The following is a 23,411-nucleotide window of genomic DNA, read 5'->3' as shown; positions in this document are numbered from 1 at the left end:
GCCAGGCAACCGCGATCCCTAAAACCCCGATCTCCCTGGCCAACCGCGTCGCCTGTTTCGCGGCTAAAGCCGCTCCTACACTGTTCGCGTGATATCGTTGCTCCTCAGCCACCAGCGCCTTGCAGAGACCTGTCGATGCCCAGCACCACCCACCTTCACCCCGGCTTCATGATCGTTCATGGCAACCGCCTCGACGACCTGCGTAGCCTGGTGGTGAGCTGGATGCGTCGTTATCCTCTGGCGCCGCTAGAAAATGAAATTGCTCTGGTCCAAAGCAATGGCATCGCCCAATGGCTCAAACTGGCCTTGGCTGAAGATCCATTGGAAGATGACCTTGGCGGCTGCGGCATCGCTGCTGCCATCGACGTACAACTGCCAGGCAGCTTCATGTGGCAGCTGTATCGGAGTGTGCTGGGGCGCGACGAGATTCCCCAGGTTTCCCTGCTCGACAAGGCACCGCTAACCTGGCGCCTGATGCGCCTGCTCCCGGCCTTGATCGAGCGCCAGCACTTCGAGCCGCTGCGGCGCTTCCTTACCGACGACAGCGACCTGCGCAAGCGCTACCAGCTTGCCGAGCGCCTGGCCGACCTGTTCGACCAGTACCAGGTCTACCGCGCTGACTGGCTCAGGGACTGGGCTGCCGGTGAGCACATCCTCAACACCGCCCGTGGCGAGCGCAAACCACTGCCCCCGGGGAACCGCTGGCAGGCCGAACTATGGCGGGCATTGCTGGAAGATGTCGGCGAGCAGGGCATGGCGCAGAGCCGTGCCGGCGTCCATCAGCGTTTCATCGAACGCATCAACAGCCTGGAACAGGCGCCGCCGGGGCTACCGCCCCGGGTTATCGTGTTCGGCATTTCCTCGTTACCAGCCCAGGCTCTCGAAGCCCTGGCCGGCCTCGCACGCTTCAGCCAAGTGTTGCTGTGCGTGCACAACCCCTGTCGCCACCACTGGGCCGATATCGTTGCCGACAAGGACCTGCTGCGCCATCAATACAAACGCCAGCAGCGCAAGCAAGGCATGCCCCTGCAACTGGACGACCAGTCGCTGCATCAGCATGCCCACCCGCTGCTGGCTGCCTGGGGCAAACAGGGCCGCGACTACATCAACCTGCTCGACAGTTACGATGACCCTGCCAGTTACCAGGGTGTGTTCAGTGATGGCCGCATCGACCTGTTCAGCGACGGCTCGCCAGCAACGCTGCTCAACCAGTTGCAGGACGACATCCTCGAACTGCGCCCGCTCGCCGAAACCCGCGAACTGTGGCCGGCAGTTGACCCGACGCAGGATCGCTCGATCCGCTTCCACATTGCCCACAGCCCGCAGCGTGAAGTGGAGATACTGCATGACCAGTTGCTGGCCCGCTTCAGTGCCGACCCCACCCTGCGCCCTCGTGACGTCATCGTCATGCTGCCGGCCATCGATACCTACGCACCGCATATCCGCGCCGTTTTCGGCCAGTTGCAGCGCAACGACCCGCGCTACATCCCGTTCACCCTGACCGACCAGGGCCAGCGCGGCCGCGAGCCGTTGCTGATTGCGCTCGAACACCTGCTCAAGCTGCCGGACAGCCGCTTCGCGGTCAGTGAAGTGCTGGACCTGCTGGACGTGCCGGCAGTCCGCGCCCGTTTCGGTATCCGCGAAAGCGACCTGCCCACGCTGCACCGCTGGATCGAGGGCGCCGGTATCCGCTGGGGCCTCGATGCCGAGCAGCGGGCCAGCCTCGGGTTACCTGCCGGGCTGGAACAGAACAGCTGGCGGTTCGGCCTGCGGCGGATGTTGTTGGGTTATGCAGTGGGTGTGGGAGAAGCCTGCGACGACATCGAACCCTACGATGAAATCGGCGGCCTGGATGCGGCCCTGATCGGCCCGCTGGCCGCCTTGCTGGAAGCCCTGGACGTGGCCTGCCAGGCTTTGTCCGAACCTGCCACGGTCAGCCAGTGGGGCGAGCGCCTGCATGCCTTGTTGCAGGTATTCTTCCTGGCCGAAGGCGAGCGTGACGAGTTTCTGCTGATGCAATTGCAGGATCTGCGCGACAACTGGCTTGCGGTCTGCGAGACCGTTGGCCTGCAAGAGCCGCTGCCATTGACTGTGGTGCGCGAAGCCTGGTTGTCCGGCCTTGACCAAAACAAGTTGTCCCAGCGCTTCCTCGCCGGCTCCGTAAACTTCTGCACCTTGATGCCGATGCGCGCCATCCCCTTCCGGGTGGTGTGCCTGCTGGGCATGAACGATGGCGACTACCCGCGTGCCCAGCAACCGCTGGACTTTGACTTGATGGCCAGTGACTACCGCCCAGGTGACCGCTCGCGTCGCGAGGATGACCGTTACCTGCTGCTGGAGGCGCTGCTCTCGGCACGCGACCAGCTCTATGTCAGTTGGGTCGGGCGTAGCATCCGAGACAACAGCGAGCGCCCGGCCTCGGTACTGATCGGCCAGCTACGCGACCACCTCGCGGCCGGCTGGCATCTGGCCAATGCACAGCAAGGGCAGCAAGTTGAGCCAGGCGAGCAACTGCTGCATGCCCTGACCCAGGAGCATCCGTTGCAACCGTTCAGCCCGCGCTACTTCGAAAAAGACAGCCCGCTGTTCAGCTTTGCCCATGAATGGCAGGTGCTGCACCAGCAAGGGCAGGAAGACGAGCAGGACCACCCCGGGCTGCCGCCCTATCAGAACGATGAAGCTTTGAGCCTGTCCATGCTGGGTGACTTCCTGCGCCACCCGGTGCGGCATTTCTTCAGTCAGCGCCTGAAGGTGTACTTCGAAGCGCTGGAGGCCCCGACCCCGGACGAAGAGCCCTTCGTTCTCGATGCCTTGCAACGCTACGGCGCGAGCGAAAGCCTGCTTGGTGCAGCGCTGGCCGAGCCGGACAATGCCGAACAGGCCCTGCAGGCGCAGGCCCGGCGCCTGCAGGCCTGTGGTCTGTTGCCTCTGGCGGGCTTCGGCGAGTTGCTGCAGCGCGAGCTGATTGAGCCGCTGCCGGACCTGCTGCAACGTCACCGCCAGTTGTTGCAGCGTTGGCCGCACCTGGTCGAGGGTGCGTTACCGGTGCATTTCCAGCATGGCCAGCAGCGTCTCGAAGGCTGGCTGGGCCGGGTGTTCCAGGCGGCTGACCAGAGCCTGTTGAGCATCTCGACCGTGCCCAACACCATCAGCGCGGGGCGCAATGCCCTCAAATGGCACCGCCTGATCATGCCCTGGGTCAACCACCTGGCCGCCTGCGCGGCGGGCTACCCCTATCACAGCGCACTGGTGGCCAGTGACCTGACCCTGCTACTTGCGCCATTGCCGCAGGCGCAGGCGGCGCAGTTGCTGGGCGACTTGCTGGTGGCCCGTCAGGCGGCGATGAACGCACCATTGCCGGTCGCGGCCAAGACCGCATTCGCCTGGCTGGCCCAGGACGACAGCGACAAAGCCCTGGCCGCCGCAACCCGCGCCTACGAAGGCGATGGGCGCACCAGCTTCGGCGAGCGCAGTGAAAGCGTCGCCCTGGCCCGCCAGTTCCGCGACTTTGCCGCGCTCACCGCCGATGAAACCTTCGAGGGTTGGTGCGAAACGTTGTACCGCCCGCTGTTCGACGCCCCTTGGCAGACCCTGGGCAACCCGGAGAAAGGCGCATGACCCAGGACCGTCCCCTGGCACTGAGTTTCCCCCTGCATGGCAGCCAACTGATCGAGGCCAGCGCCGGCACGGGCAAGACTTTCACCATTTCGGCGCTGTACCTGCGCCTGATCCTCGGTCACGGCGGCGAGCAGGGCTTCGATCGCGAACTGCTGCCACCGCAGATCCTGGTGGTGACCTTCACCGACGCCGCGACCAAAGAGCTGCGCGAGCGTATCCGCGCCCGCCTGGCCGAAGCCGCGCGGTTCTTCCGCGGTGAACTGCAAGCCGCTGATCCGCTGTTGCATCAACTGCGTGACGACTATCCGGAAGAGGCCTGGCCGCGCTGTGCCGGGCGCCTGGAAATCGCCGTGCAATGGATGGACGAGGCCGCCGTGTCGACCATCCACGGCTGGTGCCAGCGGATGCTCCGCGAGCACGCCTTCGACAGCGGCAGCCTGTTCACCCAGACCCTGGAAACCGACCACAGCGACTTGCTGGCGCAAGTGGTGCGCGATTACTGGCGGCGCTTCTGCTATGGCATGCAGGGCGATGCGCTGGCCTGGGTGCGCAACCACTGGGGCAGCCCCGACGCCTTGCTGCCGCGCATTCGCCCGCTGTTTGGCCGGGTGCGCGCCCAGCAGGAAGGGCTGGAACCGGCGGCGCTGATCGAGGCGTCGCTGCAGCAGCGTGGCGAGCAGTTGGCCCGGCTCAAGGCACCGTGGGCGCAATGGGCCGAGGAGCTGCGGCAGATCTGCCATGCTGCGGTGGCCGCCAAGCAGGTCGACGGCCGCAAGATGCGTGCGCAGTATTTTGATTCCTGGTGCGACAAGCTCTGCGCCTGGGCTGCTGACGAGCAGCTGGTCGAGCTGGAACTGGGTAGCGGCTTCAGCCGCCTGACGCCGGCGGGCATGCTTGACGCGTGGAAGTCCGGTGAGCCTCCTGTCCACCCGGCATTCGATGCCATGCAGGCCCTGCAACAACAGCTGCAGGCCTTGGAGAGCCCGGAGGCACCCTTGCTTGAGCATGCGGCCAGCTGGGTAGCGGCACGCTTCGAAATCGAAAAGCGTCGGCGTGCGGAAATGGGCTTCGACGACATGCTCATGCGCCTGCAGCAGGCCTTGGCCAGCGAGGCCGGCGAGCGCCTGGCCGGGCTGATCCGCGAACAGTTCCCAGTCGCCCTGATCGACGAATTCCAGGACACCGACCCGGTCCAGTACGGCATCTTCGAGCGCATCTACCAGATCAGCGAAAACCGCAGCCAAACCGGCCTGTTCATGATCGGCGATCCCAAGCAGGCGATCTACGCCTTCCGTGGCGCCGACATCTACACCTACCTGGCCGCGCGCCGTGCTACCAGCGGTCGCCTGCACAGCCTGGATACCAACTACCGCTCCAGCAAGGCCATGGTCGCAGCGGTGAATCAGTTGTTCCTGCAGGCCGAGGCGCGTGAAACCGGGCGCGGTGCATTCCTGTTCCGCGAGGCTGATGACAACCCGCTGCCGTTCATCGAGGTTCGTGCCAAAGGCCGGGGCGAGCAATTCCTGATCGACGGTGAGCCCTGTGCCGCCCTGCAATGTTGGCAGTTGGAAAGCGAGGAGCCGGTCTCCGGCAGCGCCTATCGCCAGCAACTCGCCGCCAGTTGCGCCAGCCACATCGTCGCCTTGCTCAATGGCGGCCAGCAGGGCAGCGCAGGTTTTCGCAATGCCGAGGGCGAATTGCGCCCCTGCCTGCCTTCCGACATCGCCATCCTGGTCCGCGATGGGCACGAGGCGCAAATGGTCCGTGCCGAGCTGGCCGCGCGTGAGGTGCGCAGCGTCTACCTGTCCGACAAGGACTCGGTATTCGCCGCCCAGGAAGCGCACGACCTGCTGGCCTGGCTGAAGGCCTGCGCCGAGCCCGATTCGGAACGCCTGCTCAAGGCGGCCCTGGCCAGCCTGACCCTCAACCTGTCGCTGGCGGCGCTGGACCGGCTGAACCAGGACGAGCGCGTCTGGGAAGACTGGGTCATGCGTTTTCGCCGTTACCGCGATATCTGGCAGCGCCAAGGCGTGCTGCCCATGCTGCGGCACCTGCTGCATGACTTCCAGCTGCCGCACACGCTGATCCGCCGCGGTGATGGTGAGCGGGTGCTGACCAACCTGCTGCACCTGGCCGAGCTGCTGCAGCAGGCCGCTGGCGAACTGGACGGCGAACAGGCGCTGATTCGGCATCTGGCCGAGCACCTGGCCAGTTCCGGCCAGGCCGGCGAGGAGCAGATCCTGCGCCTGGAGAGCGACGAGCAACTGGTCAAGGTGGTGACCATTCACAAGTCCAAGGGCCTGGAATACCCGTTGGTCTACCTGCCGTTCATCTGCACCAGCAAACCGGTCGACGGCAGCCGTCTGCCGCTGGCCTGGCATGACAGCCTGGGTAACGCTCATCTCACCCTCGCGCCCGACCCGGAACAGATCGCGCGCGCCGATGACGAGCGCCTGGCCGAGGACCTGCGCCTTCTCTACGTGGCCCTGACCCGTGCCCAGCATGCCTGCTGGCTGGGCGTTGCCGACCTCAAGCGCGGCAACCAGAAGAGCTCGCAGTTGCACCGTTCGGCGTTCGGCTACCTGCTCGGTGGCGGCCTCGCCTTGCCGGGCTCGGAGCAACTGGGGAGCTGGTTGCAGGCCCTGGCGGCAACCAGCCCGCACATCAGCTGCCCAGGCCTGCCGCAGGCGGACCAGCAGCGCTACCGCATGCCGCATGCCACGCGGGAGCTGCTGCCGGCCCGCAAGCCGCGCCGTGCGGTGGCCGAGCACTGGTGGATCGCTTCGTACAGCGCGCTGCGCATCGGCGAGCAGGCGCTCGGCGCCGACAGTTCGCAGGCGCAGCAGTTGTTCGACGACGAAAGGGCTGATGCGCAGATGTTGCGCGAGGTCCCGGCCGACAGTGGCGATATCCACCGCTTCCCGCGTGGGCCCAACCCCGGCACCTTCCTCCACGGCTTGCTGGAGTGGGCGGGTCGTGAGGGCTTCAGCCAGGTGAGTGGCAACCCGCAGCTGATCCAGGAAACCGTTGGCCAGCGCTGCAACCGGCGTGACTGGACCGGCTGGATCACCACCCTCAGCCAATGGCTGCAACGCCTGCTGGGCGAGGCGCTACCCTTGTCCGGCAAGGGCCTGAGCGTGACCCTTGGGCAGTTGCGCCACTATCAGGTCGAAATGGAGTTCTGGTTCGCCAGCCGTCAGGTCGATGCCGAACAGCTCGACCGCCTGGTGGCGCGTCATACCCACCCCGGCCTGGCGCGTCCAGCGGCGCAACCGACCTTGCTCAACGGCATGTTCAAAGGTTTCATCGACCTGGCGTTCGAGCTGGATGGGCGCTACTACGTGGCCGATTACAAGTCCAACTGGCTGGGCCCGGACATCCAGGCCTACGATGGCCTGGCCATGGAAAAGGCCATTCTCGAACACCGTTACGACCTGCAGTACGTGTTGTACGTGCTGGCACTGCATCGCCAGTTGCGCGCGCGCCTGCCCGAATATGACTACGACCGCCATGTTGGCGGTGCCCTGTTCATCTTCCTGCGCGGTGCCTGCAGCAGCGGCCACGGCGTGTATCACACCAAGCCGCCGCGTGAGTTGATCGAAAGCCTCGATGCGCTGTTCCGCGGCGAGCACCCGCCCATGCAACAGGACCTGTTTGCCGGAGCCATGATATGAGCCGCACCATGAGCCGAAGCCTCGTCGACCTGTTGCCCACCCCGCTGCAGGCAGAGCATTTGCTGGCCCTTAAGCCACAGCGCGACAGCGCTGACCTGCTGCAACTGCTGGACCGTTGGGTGGAGCGCGGCTGGTTGCGAGCCCTGGACCGCGCGTTCGTGTCGTTCCTGGAAGAGCGCGCTCCCGGTAGCGATCCCTTGCTGTTGCTGGCCGCTGCCTTGGCGAGCCATCAGCTGGGCCATGGCCATGTCTGCCTCGACTTGCAGCAAACCCTGGCAGAACCCGACTTTGCCCTGTCGTTGCCGCCCGAAGGTGATGCCTTGACCGGCCCCTTGCTGCTGCCCTCGCAATTGCTGGCCAACCTCGACCTGCACGCCTGGCGCCAGCGGATTGCCGCCAGCGCGCTGGTGGCCGCCGGTGATACCCCGGGGCAGCAAGCGCGACCGCTGGTACTCAGCGGCGAGCGCCTGTACCTGCGCCGCTACTGGAATTACGAGCGGCGCATCGACCATATCCTGCGCCAGCGCCTGACCCAGGCCGAAGCTGCACCGGCCGACCTGCCCGGCCGCCTCGCGCACTTGTTCGATGGGGGCGCGCCGGCAGGCCAGGTCGACTGGCAGAAACTCGCCTGCGCCCTGGCTACCCGCGCCGGCTTCAGCATCATCACCGGCGGCCCCGGTACCGGCAAGACAACCACCGTGGTACGTCTGTTGGCCTTGCTGCAGGCGCCGGCGGTGGAGCAGGGCAGGCCACTGCGCATTCGCCTGGCCGCGCCGACCGGCAAGGCGGCGGCGCGCCTGACCGAATCCATCGGCCAGCAAGTCGAACGCCTTCAGGTCAGCGCCGAGGTACGCCAGCAGATCCCTACCGAGGTCAGCACCGTGCACCGCCTGCTCGGCAGCCGACCAGGCTCGCGACACTTCCGTCACCATGCCGGCAACCCGTTGCCGTTGGACGTGCTGGTGGTCGACGAAGCCTCGATGATCGACCTGGAAATGATGGCCAACCTGCTCGATGCCCTGCCGCCACGGGCGCGCCTGGTGCTGCTGGGTGACAAGGACCAACTGGCCTCGGTCGAAGCCGGCGCGGTACTGGGCGACCTGTGCCGTGACGCCGAAGACGGCTGTTACACGCCGGCGACCCAGGCATGGTTGGAACAGGTCGGTGGCGAGTCGCTGGCCGGCAGCGGCCTCAAGACCGGTGACGCGCAGCGCCATCCGCTGGCCCAGCAGGTGGTGATGCTGCGCTTCTCGCGGCGTTTCGGCGAGGGCAGCGGCATTGGCCAGCTGGCGCGGCTGGTCAACCGCCAGGAAGCGCACGCGGCGCGTAGTCTGCTGGCAATGCCGCCAGCCGACGTGCACAGCCTGGCCCTGAAGCAGGTGCACGACCGCGCCTTCGACCGCCTGCTGCTCGACGGCCTCGGCCGCGGCAGCGATGGCCCGCAGGGCTACCGCAGTTATCTGCGTACCCTCGGACGCTACCGCCCGGCGTTCGATACCGCCGTTGATGACCCTGCATGGGAGCAATGGGCAGGCAAAGTGCTGCACAGCTTCGAGGACTTCCAGCTACTGTGTGCGGTACGCCGCGGGGCCTGGGGTGTCGAAGGCCTCAACGAGCGGGTGACGCAGGTGCTGCACAATGCCGGGTTGATCGACAACCAGCAGCCCTGGTACGAAGGGCGCCCGGTGCTGGTGACGCGCAACGATTACGGCCTGGGCCTGATGAACGGTGACATCGGGATCGCGTTGCGCCTGCCGGACGAGCAGGGTGAGCCCCTGCTGCGCGTGGCCTTCCCGCGCAACGACGGCAGTGGCGGGGTACGCTTCGTCCTGCCCAGCCGGTTGAACGAGGTGGAAACGGTATTCGCCATGACCGTGCACAAGTCGCAGGGCTCGGAGTTCGGTCATACCGCCCTGGTGCTACCGGATGCGCTGAACCCGGTGCTGACCAAGGAGCTGATATACACCGGGATTACCCGCGCCAAGCACTGCTTCAGCCTGGTCGAACCCCGCCAGGGCATTTTCGAAGAAGCGGTGGCACGCAAGGTTCGGCGTATTTCCGGGTTGATGCTCGAACAGGTCTGAATCCGCACGCGGTCTTGTAGGGCGGCCATATGCTATCGTTGCGCCGTAATCCTATAGGACCTTGAGAGATTTCCCGCATGAAGCTGGCCGTAAGGCGAGTGACAAGCTGTGTGCTTTCGCTATTGCTGGCCGCCCTGTTCCTTGCAGCAGGTCCTGCCCGGGCGGACACCGCAACAACCGTCGCCCAGGCGCAGCAACGCGCCAAAGCCGTCACCCAGGTGGTGCTCGGGATCTTCAGCTACGCCCGCTGGCCCGTCGAACCCTCACCCTTGCGGCTGTGCCTGGTCGGCCCGACCGAGTACGCCGATGACCTGATCAAAGGCCACGTCCAGGAGTCCGGCCAGCCGCTGCAGGTACGGCGCCTGCTGGCGACGGATAGCCAGGTTGCCCAGGCCTGCGATGCCCTGTATATCGGCAAGCTCGACCAGGGCCAGCGTGACCGGCTGTTCGAGCGCGTCAGTGGCCACCCGGTACTGAGCATCAGCGAAGCGGACGACCCCTGCACGGTCGGCAGCCTGTTCTGCCTGCGGGTCAGCGACCGACAAGTCGCCTTCGAGGTCAACCTCGACTCGGTGGCACGCTCCGGTGTGCGCATTCACCCCAGCGTGCTGCAGTTGTCGCAGCGCCGGGCGGTGCAGCCATGAAGCCGGTGCACAAGCGCGGCGCACGCCCGACCCTGCGCTCGGTGCTCGGCCGTGGCCACCTGAGCGTCGCTTTGCTCGCCGTTGGCCTGGCGGGCATTTCCCTGACCTTGCTGGGCGTGCTCGCCCTGCGCGTTTACGCCAACCACAACCTGCACCTGATCGCCCGCTCGATCAGTTACACCGTGGAAGCGGCAGTGGTGTTCGACGACGGCGCCGCGGCCAACGAAGCGCTGGCGCTGATTGCCAGCGCCGAGGAAGTGGCCGAAGCCAGGGTATTCGACAACGAAGGCCAGCAACTGGCGCATTGGCAGCGCGGCGATAGCGGCCTGCTCGCGCAGCTGGAACAGCAGGTTGCCAGCACCTTGCTGGATGAGCCGGTCAACCTGCCGATCACCCATCAGCAGCGGCAGGTCGGGCGCATCGAACTGGTCGGCCAGGGGCGTAGCCTGTTGCTGTTCCTGCTCAGTGGGTTGGCCGGCATCCTGTTCTGTACGCTGCTCAGCGCCTTGGCTGCGCAATACCTGTCGCGGCGTTTGCTCAGTGATATCGTCCGCCCGCTGCGCGGCCTGGCCAGTGTCGCCCATGCCGCCCGCCGGGAGCGCAGCTTCGACCGGCGCGTACCGGAAGCAGCGATTGCCGAGCTCCACGAACTGGGCAACGACTTCAATGCGCTGCTGGACGAACTGGAGGTGTGGCACAGCCACCTGCAGAACGAAAACCAGACGCTGGCCCACCAGGCCAGCCATGACAGCTTGACCGGCCTGCCCAACCGCGCCTTTTTCGAGGGGCGCCTGACCCGCAGCCTGCGCAATGCCGCGCGGCAGCAGGAGCACCTGGCGCTGCTGTTTCTCGACAGTGACCACTTCAAGCAGATCAACGATACCCTCGGCCATGCCGTGGGCGATGAAGTGCTGATCAGCGTGGCCGACCGTGTGCGCGCCCAGCTGCGTGAGCACGACCTGGTGGCGCGCCTGGGCGGCGACGAGTTCGCCGTGTTGCTGACGCCTTTGCATTCGCGCCAGGATGCCGAGCGCGTTGCCGAGAAGATCGTTGCCAGCATGAAGCTGCCGGTGCAACTGGACAGTGGCCGCAGTATCGCCACCTCGGTGAGTGTCGGTATCGCCTATTACCCGGATGACGGCAGCGATCCGGCCAGTCTTCTGAATGCTGCCGACGCGGCGATGTACCAGGCCAAGCGCAATCGCCGCGGGCACTGGCACGTCGCGCAGATGGAAAACAACAAACAGGAGTTGAACCCGTGAAGCAGGCTGTGCGTTTCCCCCTATGGGCCTTGGTGCTGGCGCTGCTGGCCTTGGCTGGTTGCCAGAGCACGCCGCCCAAAGGCCTGAGCGCCGAACAGATCGCTGTGCTCAAGCGCGAAGGCTTTACCCCGACCGACGAAGGTTGGGCCTATGACTTGTCCGGCAAGGTGCTGTTCGGCAGCGACCTGGACAGCCTCAACAGCCAGAGCCAGGCGATTGTCGAACGTATCGGCAAGGCATTGCTCGGCGTTGGCATCCAGGGCGTGCGGGTGGACGGGCATGCCGACGCGTCGGGCAAGGCGGCGTACAACCAACAGCTGTCCGAGCGGCGTGCGCAAAGCGTGGCCAAGGCGTTGGTCGCGGTAGGCATGCCGGCACGGAATATCCACAGCCGTGGCCTGGGCAGCAGCCAGCCGGTGGCGGACAACCGCACCAGCGCCGGGCGTACCGAGAACCGGCGGGTGTCTATTGTCGTGGCTTCCTACTGATTCCTGCCCTACGCTTACAGACCTACTTGCGAGAGCGGACTACAGGGTGCCTGGCACCGGCTCCGCCGGTGTTCGCGGGCAAGCCCGCTCCCACCCTATCGATGTTGCGCCCAAGCATGATCACTCCTGAGCAAAGCGCATCTCCCGCGTCTCGCCCATCAACAGCGGCGCATTCGCCTCGGTTACCCCGCGGATGTAATCCCACAGCAGGGTAATCCGCTTCAGCTTGCGCAAATCCTCCCGGCAGTACATCCAGAATTGCCGTGTCACCTCGATTTCTTCCGGCAGTACCGTCACCAGTCGTGGATCCTGCGCAGCCAGGAAGCAGGGCAGTATCGCCAGCCCTCGCCCTTGCAGCGCCGCCGTGTACTGGGCAATCACGCTGGTACTGCGTAAATGCGCGCTGGCGCTGGGTATCAGGTTGGCCAGGTACAGCAGCTCCGAGCTGAACGCCAGGTCGTCCACATAGCTGATGAACGGGTGCCTGGCCAGGTCGGCGATCTGGCGGATGGGGGCGTGGTTATCCAGGTATTCCCGGGTGGCGTACAGGCGCAAGCGGTAGTCGCACAGCTTGCAGCACACATATGGCCCATGCTCGGGTCGCTCCAGGGCGATGACGATGTCCGCCTCGCGCTTGGACAGGCTGATGAAGTGCGGCAGCGGCAGTATGTCCACCGAAATTGCCGGGTAGGCATCGACGAAGTGGCTCAGCTGCGGGGTGACGAAGAAACTGCCGAACCCTTCGGTGCAGCCCATGCGCACGTGCCCGGACAACGCCACCCCCGACCCGGACACCTGTTCGCAGGCCATGTGCAGCGTGCTCTCGATCGACTCGGCATAGCCCAGCAGGCGCTGGCCTTCGGCGGTGAGGACAAAGCCGTTGGTCCGCGACTTCTCGAACAACAGGGTACCGAGTGCCCCCTCCAGCGAGCTGATGCGCCGCGACACCGTGGTGTAGTCGACGCTCAGGCGCTTGGCGGCGCTACTGGCCTTGCGGGTACGGGCCACTTCGAGGAAGAACTTCAGGTCGTCCCAGTTGAGCGCGCTCAGGGATGTGAGGTCTTTTTGCATGATGATCCGGTTTTTTTGTGCGTTCTTGTTGGATGTTTGCACATCTATACTCGAAACAAGCCTCAGGACGCCACCTCGCGTTTGCTCGGCGCTGGCGATCTCGTCCCGACAATAATTCCAAGGAGAACGCAGATGAACGCACCGCAATCCCCTAACCAGACCAGAATCGACCAGGTCAAGCTGCTGATCGACGGCCAGTGGGTCGAGTCCAAGACCTCTGAATGGCGCGACATCGTCAACCCGGCCACCCAGGAAGTGCTGGCGCGCGTGCCGTTCGCCACCGCCGAGGAAGTGGACGCCGCCGTGGCCGCTGCCCAGCGTGCCTTCAAGACCTGGCGCGATACCCCGATTGGCGCACGCATGCGCATCATGCTCAAGCTGCAGGCGCTGATCCGCGAACACACCAAGCGTATCGCCCAGGTGCTCAGTGCCGAACAAGGCAAGACCCTGGCCGATGCCGAAGGCGATATCTTCCGCGGCCTGGAAGTGGTCGAGCATGCCGCCTCGATCGGTACCCTGCAGATGGGCGAATTCGCCGAAAACGTCGCCGGCGGCGTCGATACCTATACCTTGCGTCAGCCCATCGGGGTATGCGCCGGTATCACCCCGTTCAATTTCCCGGCCATGATCCCGCTGTGGATGTTCCCGATGGCCATCGTCTGCGGCAACACCTTCGTGCTCAAGCCGTCCGAGCAGGACCCGCTGTCGACCATGCTGCTGGTCGAGCTGGCGCTGGAAGCCGGCGTACCGGCTGGCGTGCTCAACGTGGTGCACGGTGGCAAGCAAGTGGTGGACGCCATTTGCACGCACCCGGACATCAAGGCGATTTCCTTCGTCGGCTCCACCGAAGTGGGCACCCACGTGTACAACCTGGGCAGCCAGCACGGCAAGCGCGTGCAGTCGATGATGGGCGCCAAGAACCACGCAGTGGTGCTGCCTGATGCCAACCGTACCCAAACCATCAACGCCCTGGTCGGTGCTGCCTTCGGCGCGGCGGGCCAGCGCTGCATGGCCACCTCGGTGGCGGTACTGGTCGGCAAGGCACGCGAATGGCTGCCAGACATCAAGGAAGCGGCCAGCAAGCTCAAGGTCAATGCCGGTTGCGAGCCTGGCACCGATGTCGGCCCGGTGGTTTCCAAGCGTGCCAAGGAGCGTGTGCTGGGCCTGATCGAAAGCGGTATCAAGGAAGGTGCCAAGCTGGAACTCGACGGCCGTGACGTCAAGGTGCCGGGCTATGAGCAAGGCAACTTCGTCGGCCCGACCCTGTTCTCGGGGGTGAAGACCGACATGCAGATCTATACCCAGGAAATCTTCGGCCCGGTGCTGGTGACCCTGGAGGTCGATACGCTTGACGAGGCCATCGCCCTGGTCAACGCCAACCCGTTCGGCAACGGCACCGGCCTGTTCACCCAGAGCGGCGCGGCAGCGCGCAAGTTCCAGAGCGAAATCGACATCGGCCAGGTAGGTATCAACATTCCGATCCCGGTACCGGTGCCGTTCTTCAGCTTCACCGGCTCTCGTGGCTCCAAGCTCGGCGACCTCGGCCCGTACGGCAAGCAAGTGGTGCAGTTCTACACTCAGACCAAGACCGTCACCGCCCGCTGGTTCGATGACGACAGTGTCAACGACGGTGTGAACACCACCATCAGCCTGCGTTAAGGAGAGCGTCATGCGTATCGCATTCATCGGCCTCGGCAACATGGGCGCACCGATGGCCCGCAACCTGATCAAGGCCGGACACCAACTGAACCTGTTCGACCTGAACAAGGCCGTGCTGGCCGAGCTCGCCGAACTGGGCGGGCAGATCAGCCCTTCGCCCAAGGACGCGGCGGCCAACAGCGAGCTGGTGATCACCATGCTGCCGGCCGCTGCCCATGTACGCAGCGTGTACCTGAACGAAGACGGCGTGCTGGCCGGTATCCGTCCTGGCACGCCAACCGTGGACTGCAGCACCATCGACCCGCAAACCGCGCGCGATGTCTCCAAGGCGGCTGCCGCCAAGGGCGTGGACATGGGCGATGCGCCGGTGTCCGGTGGCACCGGTGGCGCTGCGGCTGGCACCCTGACCTTCATGGTCGGCGCCAGCAGCGAGCTGTTCGCCACCCTCAAGCCGATACTGGAGCAGATGGGCCGCAACATCGTGCATTGCGGTGATGTCGGCACCGGGCAGATCGCCAAGATCTGCAACAACCTGCTGTTGGGTATCTCGATGGTCGGCGTGTCCGAGGCCATGGCCCTGGGCAATGCTCTGGGGATCGACACCAAGGTGCTGGCCGGCATCATCAACAGTTCGACCGGACGTTGCTGGAGCTCGGATACCTATAACCCTTGGCCCGGCATCATCGAGACTGCGCCGGCATCGCGGGGCTATACCGGTGGTTTTGGCGCCGAGCTGATGCTCAAGGACCTGGGCCTGGCTACCGAAGCGGCGCGCCAGGCGCACCAACCCGTGATCCTCGGGGCCGTGGCTCAGCAGCTGTATCAGGCCATGAGCCTGCGCGGTGAAGGGGGCAAGGATTTCTCGGCCATCGTCGAGAGTTACCGCAAGAAGGATTGACGCGCGAGGTGGACTTCATCGCGGGCCAGGTGGCCTTCCCTCTGTAACTGCGCACCAGAGGGAAGGGCGCCTGACCCGCGATTTTTTTTGCCTGTCCCGGCCCTGTCGCCGGCAAAGCCTACCAATCAGGCGAAGACGAAATACTTGCGCACAGTCTCGACCACTTCCCAGGTGCCTTTCATCCCCGGTTCGATCACGAACACGTCACCGGCCTTGAGGTGCTTCGGCTCTTCGCCTTCCGGGGTGATGATGCAGTAGCCATCGAGGAAGTGGCAGAACTCCCACTTCTCGTAGTTGACCTCGAACTTGCCCGGGGTACAGATCCAGGTGCCCATGATCTTGCTGCCGTCGGCCGAAAGATAGGCGTTGAGGTTGACGGTGTGCGGATCGCCGCCGATGCGCTTCCACTTGGTGGCGTCCACGACCGGTGTCGGGCAGGTTTCGCGCAGGACGGTGATGAAATCGGACATGGCACAACTCCTGGTGACTGGCTGAATGACCCGTCACCATAGGGCCATTGGCCGAGCCGCAGTTGCCTGGGCTCGACGTCCAGCTGTCTGGTCGCGCTATGCCAGGCGGTTGACCTCGACGGTGACATGCGCCAGTTCCTCGTGCACGCCCAAGGCCTGGCGCACGCTGTCGGCGCTGAGTTCGCAAGCCGTGGCGAGGCCGAGGATGCAGGCGTACTGGTCCTTGCCGACCCGCCACACGTGCAGGTCGGTAATGCTGGCCGGTACCGGCAACTGGGCTACCACTTCGCGTATTTCCGCCACCAGCGGTGCGTCCATCTCCGCGTCCAGCAGTACCCGGCTGGTGTTGCGCAGCAACCCTCGGGCCCATAGCGCCACCAGCAGCGCACCCAGCAGGCCCATGACCGGGTCGAGCCAGCCGGCCCCCCACAACTTGCCAGCCAGCAGGGCGACGATGGCCAGCACCGAGGTGGCGGCATCGGCGACCACGTGCAGGTAGGCCGAGCGCAGGTTCAGGTCGTGGTGATGATGGCCGTGGTCGTGCTGATGATCGTGGCCATGGTGATGGTCATGATGATGATGGTGATCGTCCCGCAGCAGCCAGGCGCAGATCAGGTTGACCGCCAGGCCCACGGCGGCGATGACGATCGCCTGGTCATAATGGATCGGCCCCGGTGCCAGCAGCCGTTCTACCGACTGGAAGGCCATCAGCCCCGCGACCCCGAGCAGCAGCAGGGCGCTGGAGTAGCCGCCGAGAATCTCGATTTTCCAGGTGCCGAAGGCGAAGCGCCGATCGCCGGCATAGCGCCGGGCAGCGGCGTAGGCCAGCAACGACAGGCCCAGGGCCAGCGCATGGGAACTCATGTGCCAGCCGTCGGCCAGCAAGGCCATGGAATTGAAGAACCAGCCGCCGGCAATTTCCGCCACCATCATCACGGCAGTCAGCCACACCGCCAGGCGGGTCTTGCGTTCGGCACCCAGGTTGCTGGTATGGAACTGGTGGCTGTGCTGCCAACGGTCTGAGGTTTGTGTCGCCATGGTTTATCATGCTTCCGGAATGTCGAGAAACATACTATACCCCAGTATACCTAGCATGGTGCGAAACCCAATGGCACATACCCTGAAGAGCAAGAAGCAACTGCTGACCCGGGTGCGCAAGATCAAAGGCCAGGCCGCTGCCCTGGAGACGGCGCTGGAGCAGGACAAGGACTGCCTGGCGATCCTGCAGCAGATCGCCGCCGTGCGCGGCGCGGTGAACGGGCTGATGGCCGAAGTGATGGAAGGGCATATCCGCGAACACCTGGTGGCGGACGGGCTGAGCACCGAGGAGCGGCAGGACGAGGCCGACAAGGTGGCGGCGTTGTTGCGTTCGTACCTGAAGTGACTACGCGGGCGTGGCGCGACCCTTTGTAGGAGATCTAGGGTTTTCAACAAGCCGGGTTGACGCCGTGCTAGTAGGAGCGGCAGCAGCCGCGATCACCGGCAAGGCCGGTGCCATCCACCGCGTTGCCTGCATCGCGGATAAATCCGCTCCTACAAGATTGCGTATACCCCTCGGGGGTATGGTTATGCCCACCAATAGCGCACAAAGTGGAAGAACACTGGCGCGGCAAAGCACACCGAGTCCATGCGGTCGAGCATGCCACCGTGGCCTTCGATCATGTGCCCCCAGTCTTTCACCCCGCGGTCGCGCTTGATCGCCGACATCACCAGCCCGCCGAAGAAGCCCATGGCGTTCACCGCCAGCGCCATCAGCGCGGCCTGCCAGAAAGTGAACGGCGTGATCCAGCACAGCAGGGCACCGGTCAGGGTGGCCAGCGCCACGCCACCGGCCAGGCCTTCGACGGTCTTGGAGGGGGACAGGTTGGGTGCCACCTTGTGCTTGCCGAACAGCTTGCCGCACACGTACTGCAGCACGTCGCTGATCTGCACCACCAGGATCAGCCAGGCGATCAGCAGCAGGTTGCGGCCTTCGTAGCCGGGGATGTCCAGGGTCATCAGTGCCGGCACCGACGACACGCAGTAGACCGCGATCATCAGCCCCCACTGCACCTTCGAGGCACGTTCGAGAAAGCGTGTGGTGTCGCCACCGAAGCTGGCCAGGATCGGCAACAGCAGGAACAGATACACCGGGATGAAGATACTGAACAGCCCGTACCAGTCCATGGCGATCAGCACGTACTGTACCGGCAGCGCCACGTAGAATGCCGCCACCAGCGCCGGGTAGTCGCTGCGCCGGGTCGGGGTGAGGGTCATGAACTCACGCAAGGCATAGAACGACACGCCGTAGAACAGCACGATCACACCGTACTTGCCGAACAGGAAGGCGATGCCGATCACCAGCACCATGACCCACCAGGCATTGATGCGGGCGTTGAGGTTGTCGATCACGGCGTGCGGTGCCGGGCCGGCGCGCCATTTCAGCAGGCGGCCGATCACACTGGCGAGCAGCAGCAGGGCGCCGATGCCGGCGAACAGCGAAAGGGTGTTGTGGTCCATGTCAGGCATCCTTGGGGGCCAGGTTCAGCAGGGCCTTGCTGGCCCGTTCGAGGAACGCCTGTTTGCTTTCATCAGCCTCCAGGTGCAGCGGTTCGCCAAAGCTCAGCGTGCACAGCAACGGCAGAGGCAAGGCGCGGCCCTTGGGCATCACCCGGTTGAGGTTGGCGATCCATACCGGTACCAGCTCGACCTCGGGATTCGCCGCAGCCAGATGGTACAGCCCGCTCCTGAACGGCATCAGCGGCTCATCGCCAAGGTTGCGCGTGCCCTCCGGGAAGAAGATCAGCGAGTCGCCCTGGGCCACGGCTTCGAGAATCGGCTGCAGTGGGCTGCCCTGGCCTTCACTGCGTTGCCGGTTGATCAACACGCCATTGAACACCTTGCGAATGACGAAGTCGCGGATACCTGGCCTGGCCCAGTAGTCGGCGCCGGCCACCGGCCGGGTGCGTTTGCGTAGCGGTGCTGGCAATGAGGCCCACAGCAGCACGAAATCGCCGTGGCTGCTGTGGTTGGCAAAATACAGGCGCTGTACCGGCAGCGGCGTGCAGCCCAGCCACAGGGCGCGTGCGCCTGTGATCAAACGGGCAGCGGAAGTGATGAGGTAAGCAGTCAGGCTGGCGAGCATGGGGCAGTCGTTATCCCTTCAAAGGCAGTGTCAGCAGGGTAGCCAAGGCCAGCGCCAACTGCAGGCCCAGGCATATGCCCTGGCGGCGCAGCAGGGCCAGTGCGGCCTGGCTGCGGGCAGGCCAGTCGCGCGAATCGGCGCCGTGCGGTTTGAGTTTCAGTTCGAACAGGGCGCGGTCCAGGGCCTGGGTGTCTGCCGGCAGGTCGGAGCTTTTGACCAGGTGGGCAAACAGGTCGGCATCTGTTGCCACGCGGATGGCCCAGTACTTGTGCAGTACGCCCAGTACCAACAGCACGCTGCACAGCAGGCTGGCCAGTGCTGGCAACGGCGCATTCAGCAATGGCGCCAAGCCGTAGGCGAGTGCCAGCAAGGTGAGGCCGTCAGACAGGCGCTCCAGCTGTTTGCCACGGCCCAGCAGGCAAGCCACCACCAGCAGGTTCATGGTTGTGCTCCGAGTTGTTGCAGGGCTTGGTGGTGTGCGTGACGCAAGACCACCCCTGGGCGAGCGTTGCTGATCAGCACCTCGGCCTGCCGGGCGTCGCTGCAGCGGCCGCTGAGCACCAGCCATGCGGCCACGGCGCTGGCGCTGCGCGAGTAACCCAGGGCACAGCAGACCAGCACCGGGCCTTGGGCGCGCAGGTGTTCGATGGCGTCGGCGGCCTGGTGCAGCAATGCGCTTTCCGGGGCGATCAGGTCCAGGGTAGGGAAACACACGTAGTCAACGGCGGACGCGACCTTTGCCGGAGCGGCCGCGCTGTCCTGAACCAGGCACGGTAGCTCCGCGCACAAATCGACCACCGCAGCGAACTGTGCGCCACGCCCGGGAATCCGCCCCAGATAGACGCCATCACACACTTCATCCGCCTGCGGGTGCCGCCAGGTCCACAACCGTGAATTGGCCCATGCCCCCAGCAGATAAGGTGCCAACAGCCAGCGGGCGGCATTCGACAAGCGCCCATCGGCACCTTTCTGGAACCCGCCAGCGCCGAACAGGCCGTAATTCAACGCCACCAATGCCAGCGACACGGCCGGCCAGGCCAGCCACAGCCAGGCACCACCCAACCCCATGGCAAGCACAACGCACACCAGCGCGCCCATGGCGTAGCTCAAGGCCATTCGCCAACGCTTGGCACTCTGCGCAAGGCGCGCCTGGCGCCAGGGCAGCCGACCCTGGTGCGGCCACAGCCAGACACACAAGAACCCCACCAGCGCCCCCGTCGGCACGTCGATGAAATGGTGCTGCCAGGTGGTCAGCACCGACACCCCGATCAGCGCCATCCAGCCATGCATCAGCCAGCGCCAGGGGTGGCGCTGCACATGCCGGGCGAACATCGTCCAGATGATGACCAGCAAAGCGATATGCAGCGACGGTGCCTGGTTGAACGGCTTGTCGAACCCCATCAGTACATCGAACATCCAGCCGTACAGGCCACCCAGTTCCGGCCGCTCGAAGGTGAAGCGCAGCGGCCAGAGCAGGAAGCAGCTGACGCTGATCACCTGTGCCGTCAGCAGGGCCAGGGCATGCCGGTCCATTTCCTGGCGCGTGCGCGGCAGCAGGAAGGACAGCCCGTAGAGCAGGTCGATCGACCAGTACGGGATAATCGTCCACGGCCACAACGGCGTGCGGCTTTCCCAGCCGAACACCAGGCTGCCGACATCATTACGCCCCATCGTGTGACTGTTGGCCAACCCGTAGCTGAGGAAAAACAGTGGCCCCAGCAGCAATAGCCAGCATACGCCCCGGCGCACCAGCCCGGGCTCGCGCGATGGGTTCATTCAGCGCACCCGTTGGGCCAGGCTGACACTGAAAATGCCCCATTCATCGATGCGCTGGGCCAGCTTGCGGAAGCCCGCGGCTTCGACCAACTGGTCCATCTCGGCCTGGCTGCGCCGGCGCATCACCCAGGCCTCGCCGCCGCGGTGGCTGGTGAGGGCGCGGGCGATCATCTCCAGTTGCGGGTGCCACGGTTGGCCGGTGTAGACCAGATAACCGCCATCCTCTACCGCGTCGGCCAGGCCGGCCAGCGAGTTGCCCACCAGCTGGTTGCTGGCGAACAGTTCGTACAGGCCGGAGACCACGGCCAAGGTCGGCGGTTGTTCCAGCGTCGCCAGGCTCTGGCGGTCGAAGGCATCGCCCTGGACGAAGCGGGCGATGTCAGCCAGGCCTTTTTCCGCGATCAGCGCGCTGCCTTGCTGCACGTTCAGCTCGCTGTAGTCGCGCAGCAGGATCGAGTCCGGCAGTTGCTCCAGCTCCTGCAGGGCCTCGAGGATGTAGCGGCCATGGCCGGCTGCGATATCGACGATATGCACTGGCCGTTGCTGTTCGCGCAGGCGGGCGATGGCCAGGCGCAGCAACTCTTCGACGTGCAGCTTGCGTTGGCGGATGCCCCGCCAGCCGATGGCATCGAGATAGTTGCGATCGACCAGGCGGCCCAGCTTGCCCTTGCCGGTCGGCTGGTTGCGGTACACGTAGTCGAGGGTGCTGCCCGAGTCGAAACCGGTGTCGAAGCCTAGCTTGACGCCTGCCGAAAGCCCCTTGCCCAGGCGCAGCCCGGCGCGGGTGGCGCGCCAGTAGAGATCGCGGGGCGAGTTGTGCGGCAATGGCGCAGCCAGGCTTTCCGCCTCGGCGCAACTGGCGCCGACCTTGTCGGCATCGAGCAGCGACGGCAGCGCCGCAGGGCTGGCGAAGCAGTGCTCGACGAACCGCTCGATGCGCCGCAGGGCATGGGCCCGGTCCCGCTCGCCCAGGGTGTCGTGGAAGAACCCCGGGAGGATGTGCATTTCCTTGCGCGCACTGCCCAGGCGCTCGAAGAAGCGTTGCTGCGGCTGGCGCTCGACCACGAAGTCGGCACCGGACACCAGCAGCTGGGTCGGCACCTGGATGGCCTGGGCGTCCGCCACCACGCGGTCGGCGGCTTCGTAAAGGCCTAGCAGCATGGTCACCGAAATCGGCCGGCTGATCAGCGGGTCGGCCAGGTACGACATGACCCGCTCGGGGTCGTGGGTGAGCAGGCGTGGCTTGACGTAGCTATTGACGAAGAAGTTGCCACGCAAGGCCTTCAGCAGCTTCAGGCCGGGGCGGGCGAACGGGACATACAGCTTGACCTTGAACGCTGGCGAAGCCAGCACCAGGCAGCGCACCTTGGGGGCATAGTCGTGGGCCCAGGTGGCGATCAGCACGGCACCGACACTTTGTGCCAGCACTACCAGGTCCTGCTCGGCGATACCGTGACGGGCCTGGATATGCTCGATGAAGGTCTGCACATCGCGCACGCTGGTGGCGAACCCCGGGCTGTCGCCGCGCGCACCGGGCGACTGGCCGTGACCACGGGCGTCCCAGGCAAAGAAGTCATAGCCAGGCATGTCCAGCTCATCGGCCAGGTGGGCCATGCGCCCGCCATGTTCGTGGCCGCGGTGGAACATCACCACGGCCCGGCGCGGCTGGTGTTCGTTGCGGGTGGCGGGCCAGTGACGGTAATGCAGCTCGACGCCGTCATGGGTAGTGAAATGCAGTGCTTGCGCTTGGCGCATGGTCAACATCCTTTTACGACGGCAGTAGGCTCAGCGGGTTTCGGCCAGCCCCTGGCGAACCCGGTTGTAGAGGGTATAGAGCGAGAGTGCGAGGATCACCAGCAACAAGCCGTTGATCCAGGCCCCGGCCAACAGGCCGAAGGCCACACCGGTGCCCAGTACGCCGAAGGCAAAGGCCCGGTCGCTCTTGCCCATGGGCCCGTCGTAGCGGCGCGAGGCACCAGCCAGCGGGCCCATGACCCCGGCGTACTCGCTGAAGGTGGCACTGAGCACCACGAGCACGACCAGGGTTGGCGATACCCCCGGCAGCAGGGCGAAGGGCAGGTACAGGGCGGTGTCGGCGATCACGTCGCAGAGTTCGTTGAGGTAGGCGCCGAGGGTGGATTGCTGGCCGAATTCCCGGGCGAGCATGCCGTCGATGGCGTTCAGGGCCATGCGCAGCAGCATCCATAGCGGCAGGAGTATGAACAGCCAGGCGACATGCGCCAGGGTGACCAGCAGCAGGCCCAGCAGCACTGACACCAGGGCAGCGGCGAGCGTGACCTGGTTGGCGGTGACACCGCGCTCGTGAAGGCGTCGCACCGACGGCCGCAGCAGGGCCTGGAAGCGCGGTTTGAGCTGGTAGATCGAGGCCACCGTGAAGTCCTTTTCGTTGGGCATTGGGGCGCTATTTTGGGTGAGTCTGCGTTGCGGGTAAAGCCGGACGCCTGATAGTCCGGTATTGGTTTGATGAAAATGTGGAAAGCCACTGATTTAGCGCTTTCGGCAACTATGGCGTTTCCCTGGGTGGCAGGTTTCCAGCCCTCGCCATCGGGCCAGGCGCTGCCGGCTTGGTGGCGCCGCTCTGCGGGATTTTGGCCGCTTGAGCGGCGGGCTGGCAGGAGGTTA

18 protein-coding genes are annotated in these 23,411 nt (G+C 65.2%); 9 read left to right on the top strand and 9 right to left on the bottom strand.

Going from position 1 to position 23,411, the window contains the following annotated elements:
• Positions 1-135 precede the first annotated feature (135 nt).
• The 6 genes from recC to ACLEJP_RS21865 all read left to right on the top strand — a co-directional run bounded on the left by recC (position 136) and on the right by ACLEJP_RS21865 (position 11,770).
• Positions 136-3,618 carry an exodeoxyribonuclease V subunit gamma gene (recC, locus tag ACLEJP_RS21890; RefSeq protein ID WP_440809794.1) on the top strand — a complete coding sequence of 1,161 codons (3,483 nt, stop codon included), beginning with the start codon at positions 136-138 and terminating at the stop codon, positions 3,616-3,618.
• Entirely contained in the window at positions 3,615-7,292 is a 3,678-nt protein-coding gene (recB, locus tag ACLEJP_RS21885) for an exodeoxyribonuclease V subunit beta (RefSeq protein ID WP_440809792.1), read from the top strand. Before recC ends, recB begins: the two co-directional genes overlap by 4 nt.
• An 8-nt stretch (positions 7,293-7,300) precedes the next feature.
• On the top strand, positions 7,301-9,376 hold the full coding sequence (gene recD, locus ACLEJP_RS21880) for an exodeoxyribonuclease V subunit alpha (RefSeq protein ID WP_440809790.1): 2,076 nt from the start codon (positions 7,301-7,303) through the stop codon (positions 9,374-9,376).
• A gap of 77 nt (positions 9,377-9,453) precedes the next feature.
• Positions 9,454-10,020, top strand: coding sequence for a YfiR family protein (locus ACLEJP_RS21875; RefSeq protein WP_440809789.1), 567 nt, complete (start codon positions 9,454-9,456; stop codon positions 10,018-10,020).
• Positions 10,017-11,282: a diguanylate cyclase domain-containing protein gene (locus ACLEJP_RS21870; protein WP_440809786.1), complete on the top strand. Its 1,266-nt coding sequence runs from the start codon at positions 10,017-10,019 to the stop codon at positions 11,280-11,282. The genes ACLEJP_RS21875 and ACLEJP_RS21870 overlap by 4 nt, the downstream gene beginning before the upstream one ends.
• A complete protein-coding gene (locus tag ACLEJP_RS21865) occupies positions 11,279-11,770 on the top strand; it encodes an OmpA family protein (protein WP_289130897.1) in 492 nt (163 codons plus the stop codon). Before ACLEJP_RS21870 ends, ACLEJP_RS21865 begins: the two co-directional genes overlap by 4 nt.
• 120 nt (positions 11,771-11,890) lie before the next feature.
• Here the strand turns inward: ACLEJP_RS21865 and ACLEJP_RS21860 are convergent, their stop codons facing one another.
• The gene (locus ACLEJP_RS21860; RefSeq protein WP_170032673.1) at positions 11,891-12,841 is read right to left on the bottom strand and encodes a LysR family transcriptional regulator; all 951 of its coding nucleotides are present in this window, start codon (positions 12,839-12,841) and stop codon (positions 11,891-11,893) included.
• Between the two features lie 132 nt (positions 12,842-12,973).
• On the opposite strand from ACLEJP_RS21860, the gene ACLEJP_RS21855 reads away from it, so the two are divergent.
• Positions 12,974-14,500, top strand: coding sequence for a CoA-acylating methylmalonate-semialdehyde dehydrogenase (locus ACLEJP_RS21855; protein WP_440809782.1), 1,527 nt, complete (start codon positions 12,974-12,976; stop codon positions 14,498-14,500).
• A 10-nt stretch (positions 14,501-14,510) separates the two neighbouring features.
• On the top strand, positions 14,511-15,398 hold the full coding sequence (gene mmsB / locus ACLEJP_RS21850; protein ID WP_440809780.1) for a 3-hydroxyisobutyrate dehydrogenase: 888 nt from the start codon (positions 14,511-14,513) through the stop codon (positions 15,396-15,398).
• Between the two features lie 125 nt (positions 15,399-15,523).
• Here mmsB and ACLEJP_RS21845 read toward each other — a convergent pair whose 3' ends face one another.
• Together ACLEJP_RS21845 and dmeF are read right to left on the bottom strand one after the other, a co-directional pair.
• On the bottom strand, positions 15,524-15,868 hold the full coding sequence (locus ACLEJP_RS21845; RefSeq protein ID WP_003258412.1) for a cupin domain-containing protein: 345 nt from the start codon (positions 15,866-15,868) through the stop codon (positions 15,524-15,526).
• A gap of 96 nt (positions 15,869-15,964) precedes the next feature.
• Positions 15,965-16,906 carry a CDF family Co(II)/Ni(II) efflux transporter DmeF gene (dmeF, locus tag ACLEJP_RS21840; RefSeq protein ID WP_440809777.1) on the bottom strand — a complete coding sequence of 314 codons (942 nt, stop codon included), beginning with the start codon at positions 16,904-16,906 and terminating at the stop codon, positions 15,965-15,967.
• A 70-nt stretch (positions 16,907-16,976) separates the two neighbouring features.
• Here dmeF and ACLEJP_RS21835 point away from each other — a divergent pair, with 70 nt between their 5' ends.
• A complete protein-coding gene (locus tag ACLEJP_RS21835) occupies positions 16,977-17,252 on the top strand; it encodes a metal/formaldehyde-sensitive transcriptional repressor (RefSeq protein WP_225779277.1) in 276 nt (91 codons plus the stop codon).
• A 182-nt stretch (positions 17,253-17,434) separates the two neighbouring features.
• Here the strand turns inward: ACLEJP_RS21835 and ACLEJP_RS21830 are convergent, their stop codons facing one another.
• From ACLEJP_RS21830 to ACLEJP_RS21805, 6 genes are read right to left on the bottom strand one after another with little or no spacing between them, the layout of a single operon-like run.
• Positions 17,435-18,367, bottom strand: a complete 933-nt coding sequence (locus ACLEJP_RS21830; RefSeq protein ID WP_170032663.1) for a phosphatidate cytidylyltransferase — start codon at positions 18,365-18,367, stop codon at positions 17,435-17,437.
• Between the two features lies 1 nt (position 18,368).
• Complete coding sequence (locus ACLEJP_RS21825; RefSeq protein ID WP_440809775.1) at positions 18,369-18,992, bottom strand: lysophospholipid acyltransferase family protein; 624 nt, start codon at positions 18,990-18,992, stop codon at positions 18,369-18,371.
• A gap of 10 nt (positions 18,993-19,002) precedes the next feature.
• On the bottom strand, positions 19,003-19,434 hold the full coding sequence (locus tag ACLEJP_RS21820) for a hypothetical protein (RefSeq protein WP_440809773.1): 432 nt from the start codon (positions 19,432-19,434) through the stop codon (positions 19,003-19,005).
• Positions 19,431-20,768: a dual specificity protein phosphatase family protein gene (locus ACLEJP_RS21815; RefSeq protein ID WP_440809770.1), complete on the bottom strand. Its 1,338-nt coding sequence runs from the start codon at positions 20,766-20,768 to the stop codon at positions 19,431-19,433. The genes ACLEJP_RS21820 and ACLEJP_RS21815 overlap by 4 nt, the downstream gene beginning before the upstream one ends.
• On the bottom strand, positions 20,769-22,523 hold the full coding sequence (locus ACLEJP_RS21810) for a bifunctional alpha/beta hydrolase/class I SAM-dependent methyltransferase (protein WP_440809768.1): 1,755 nt from the start codon (positions 22,521-22,523) through the stop codon (positions 20,769-20,771). It abuts the gene before it with no gap.
• Between the two features lie 30 nt (positions 22,524-22,553).
• A complete protein-coding gene (locus ACLEJP_RS21805) occupies positions 22,554-23,159 on the bottom strand; it encodes a CDP-alcohol phosphatidyltransferase family protein (RefSeq protein WP_440809799.1) in 606 nt (201 codons plus the stop codon).
• Positions 23,160-23,411: the final 252 nt, after the last annotated feature.

It is taken from the genome of Pseudomonas sp. SMV7 (genome assembly GCF_052041995.1).
Lineage (GTDB): Bacteria > Pseudomonadota > Gammaproteobacteria > Pseudomonadales > Pseudomonadaceae > Aquipseudomonas.
Note: the sequence above shows the minus strand (reverse complement) of the source record. Positions and strands in the feature narration are given on the sequence as shown.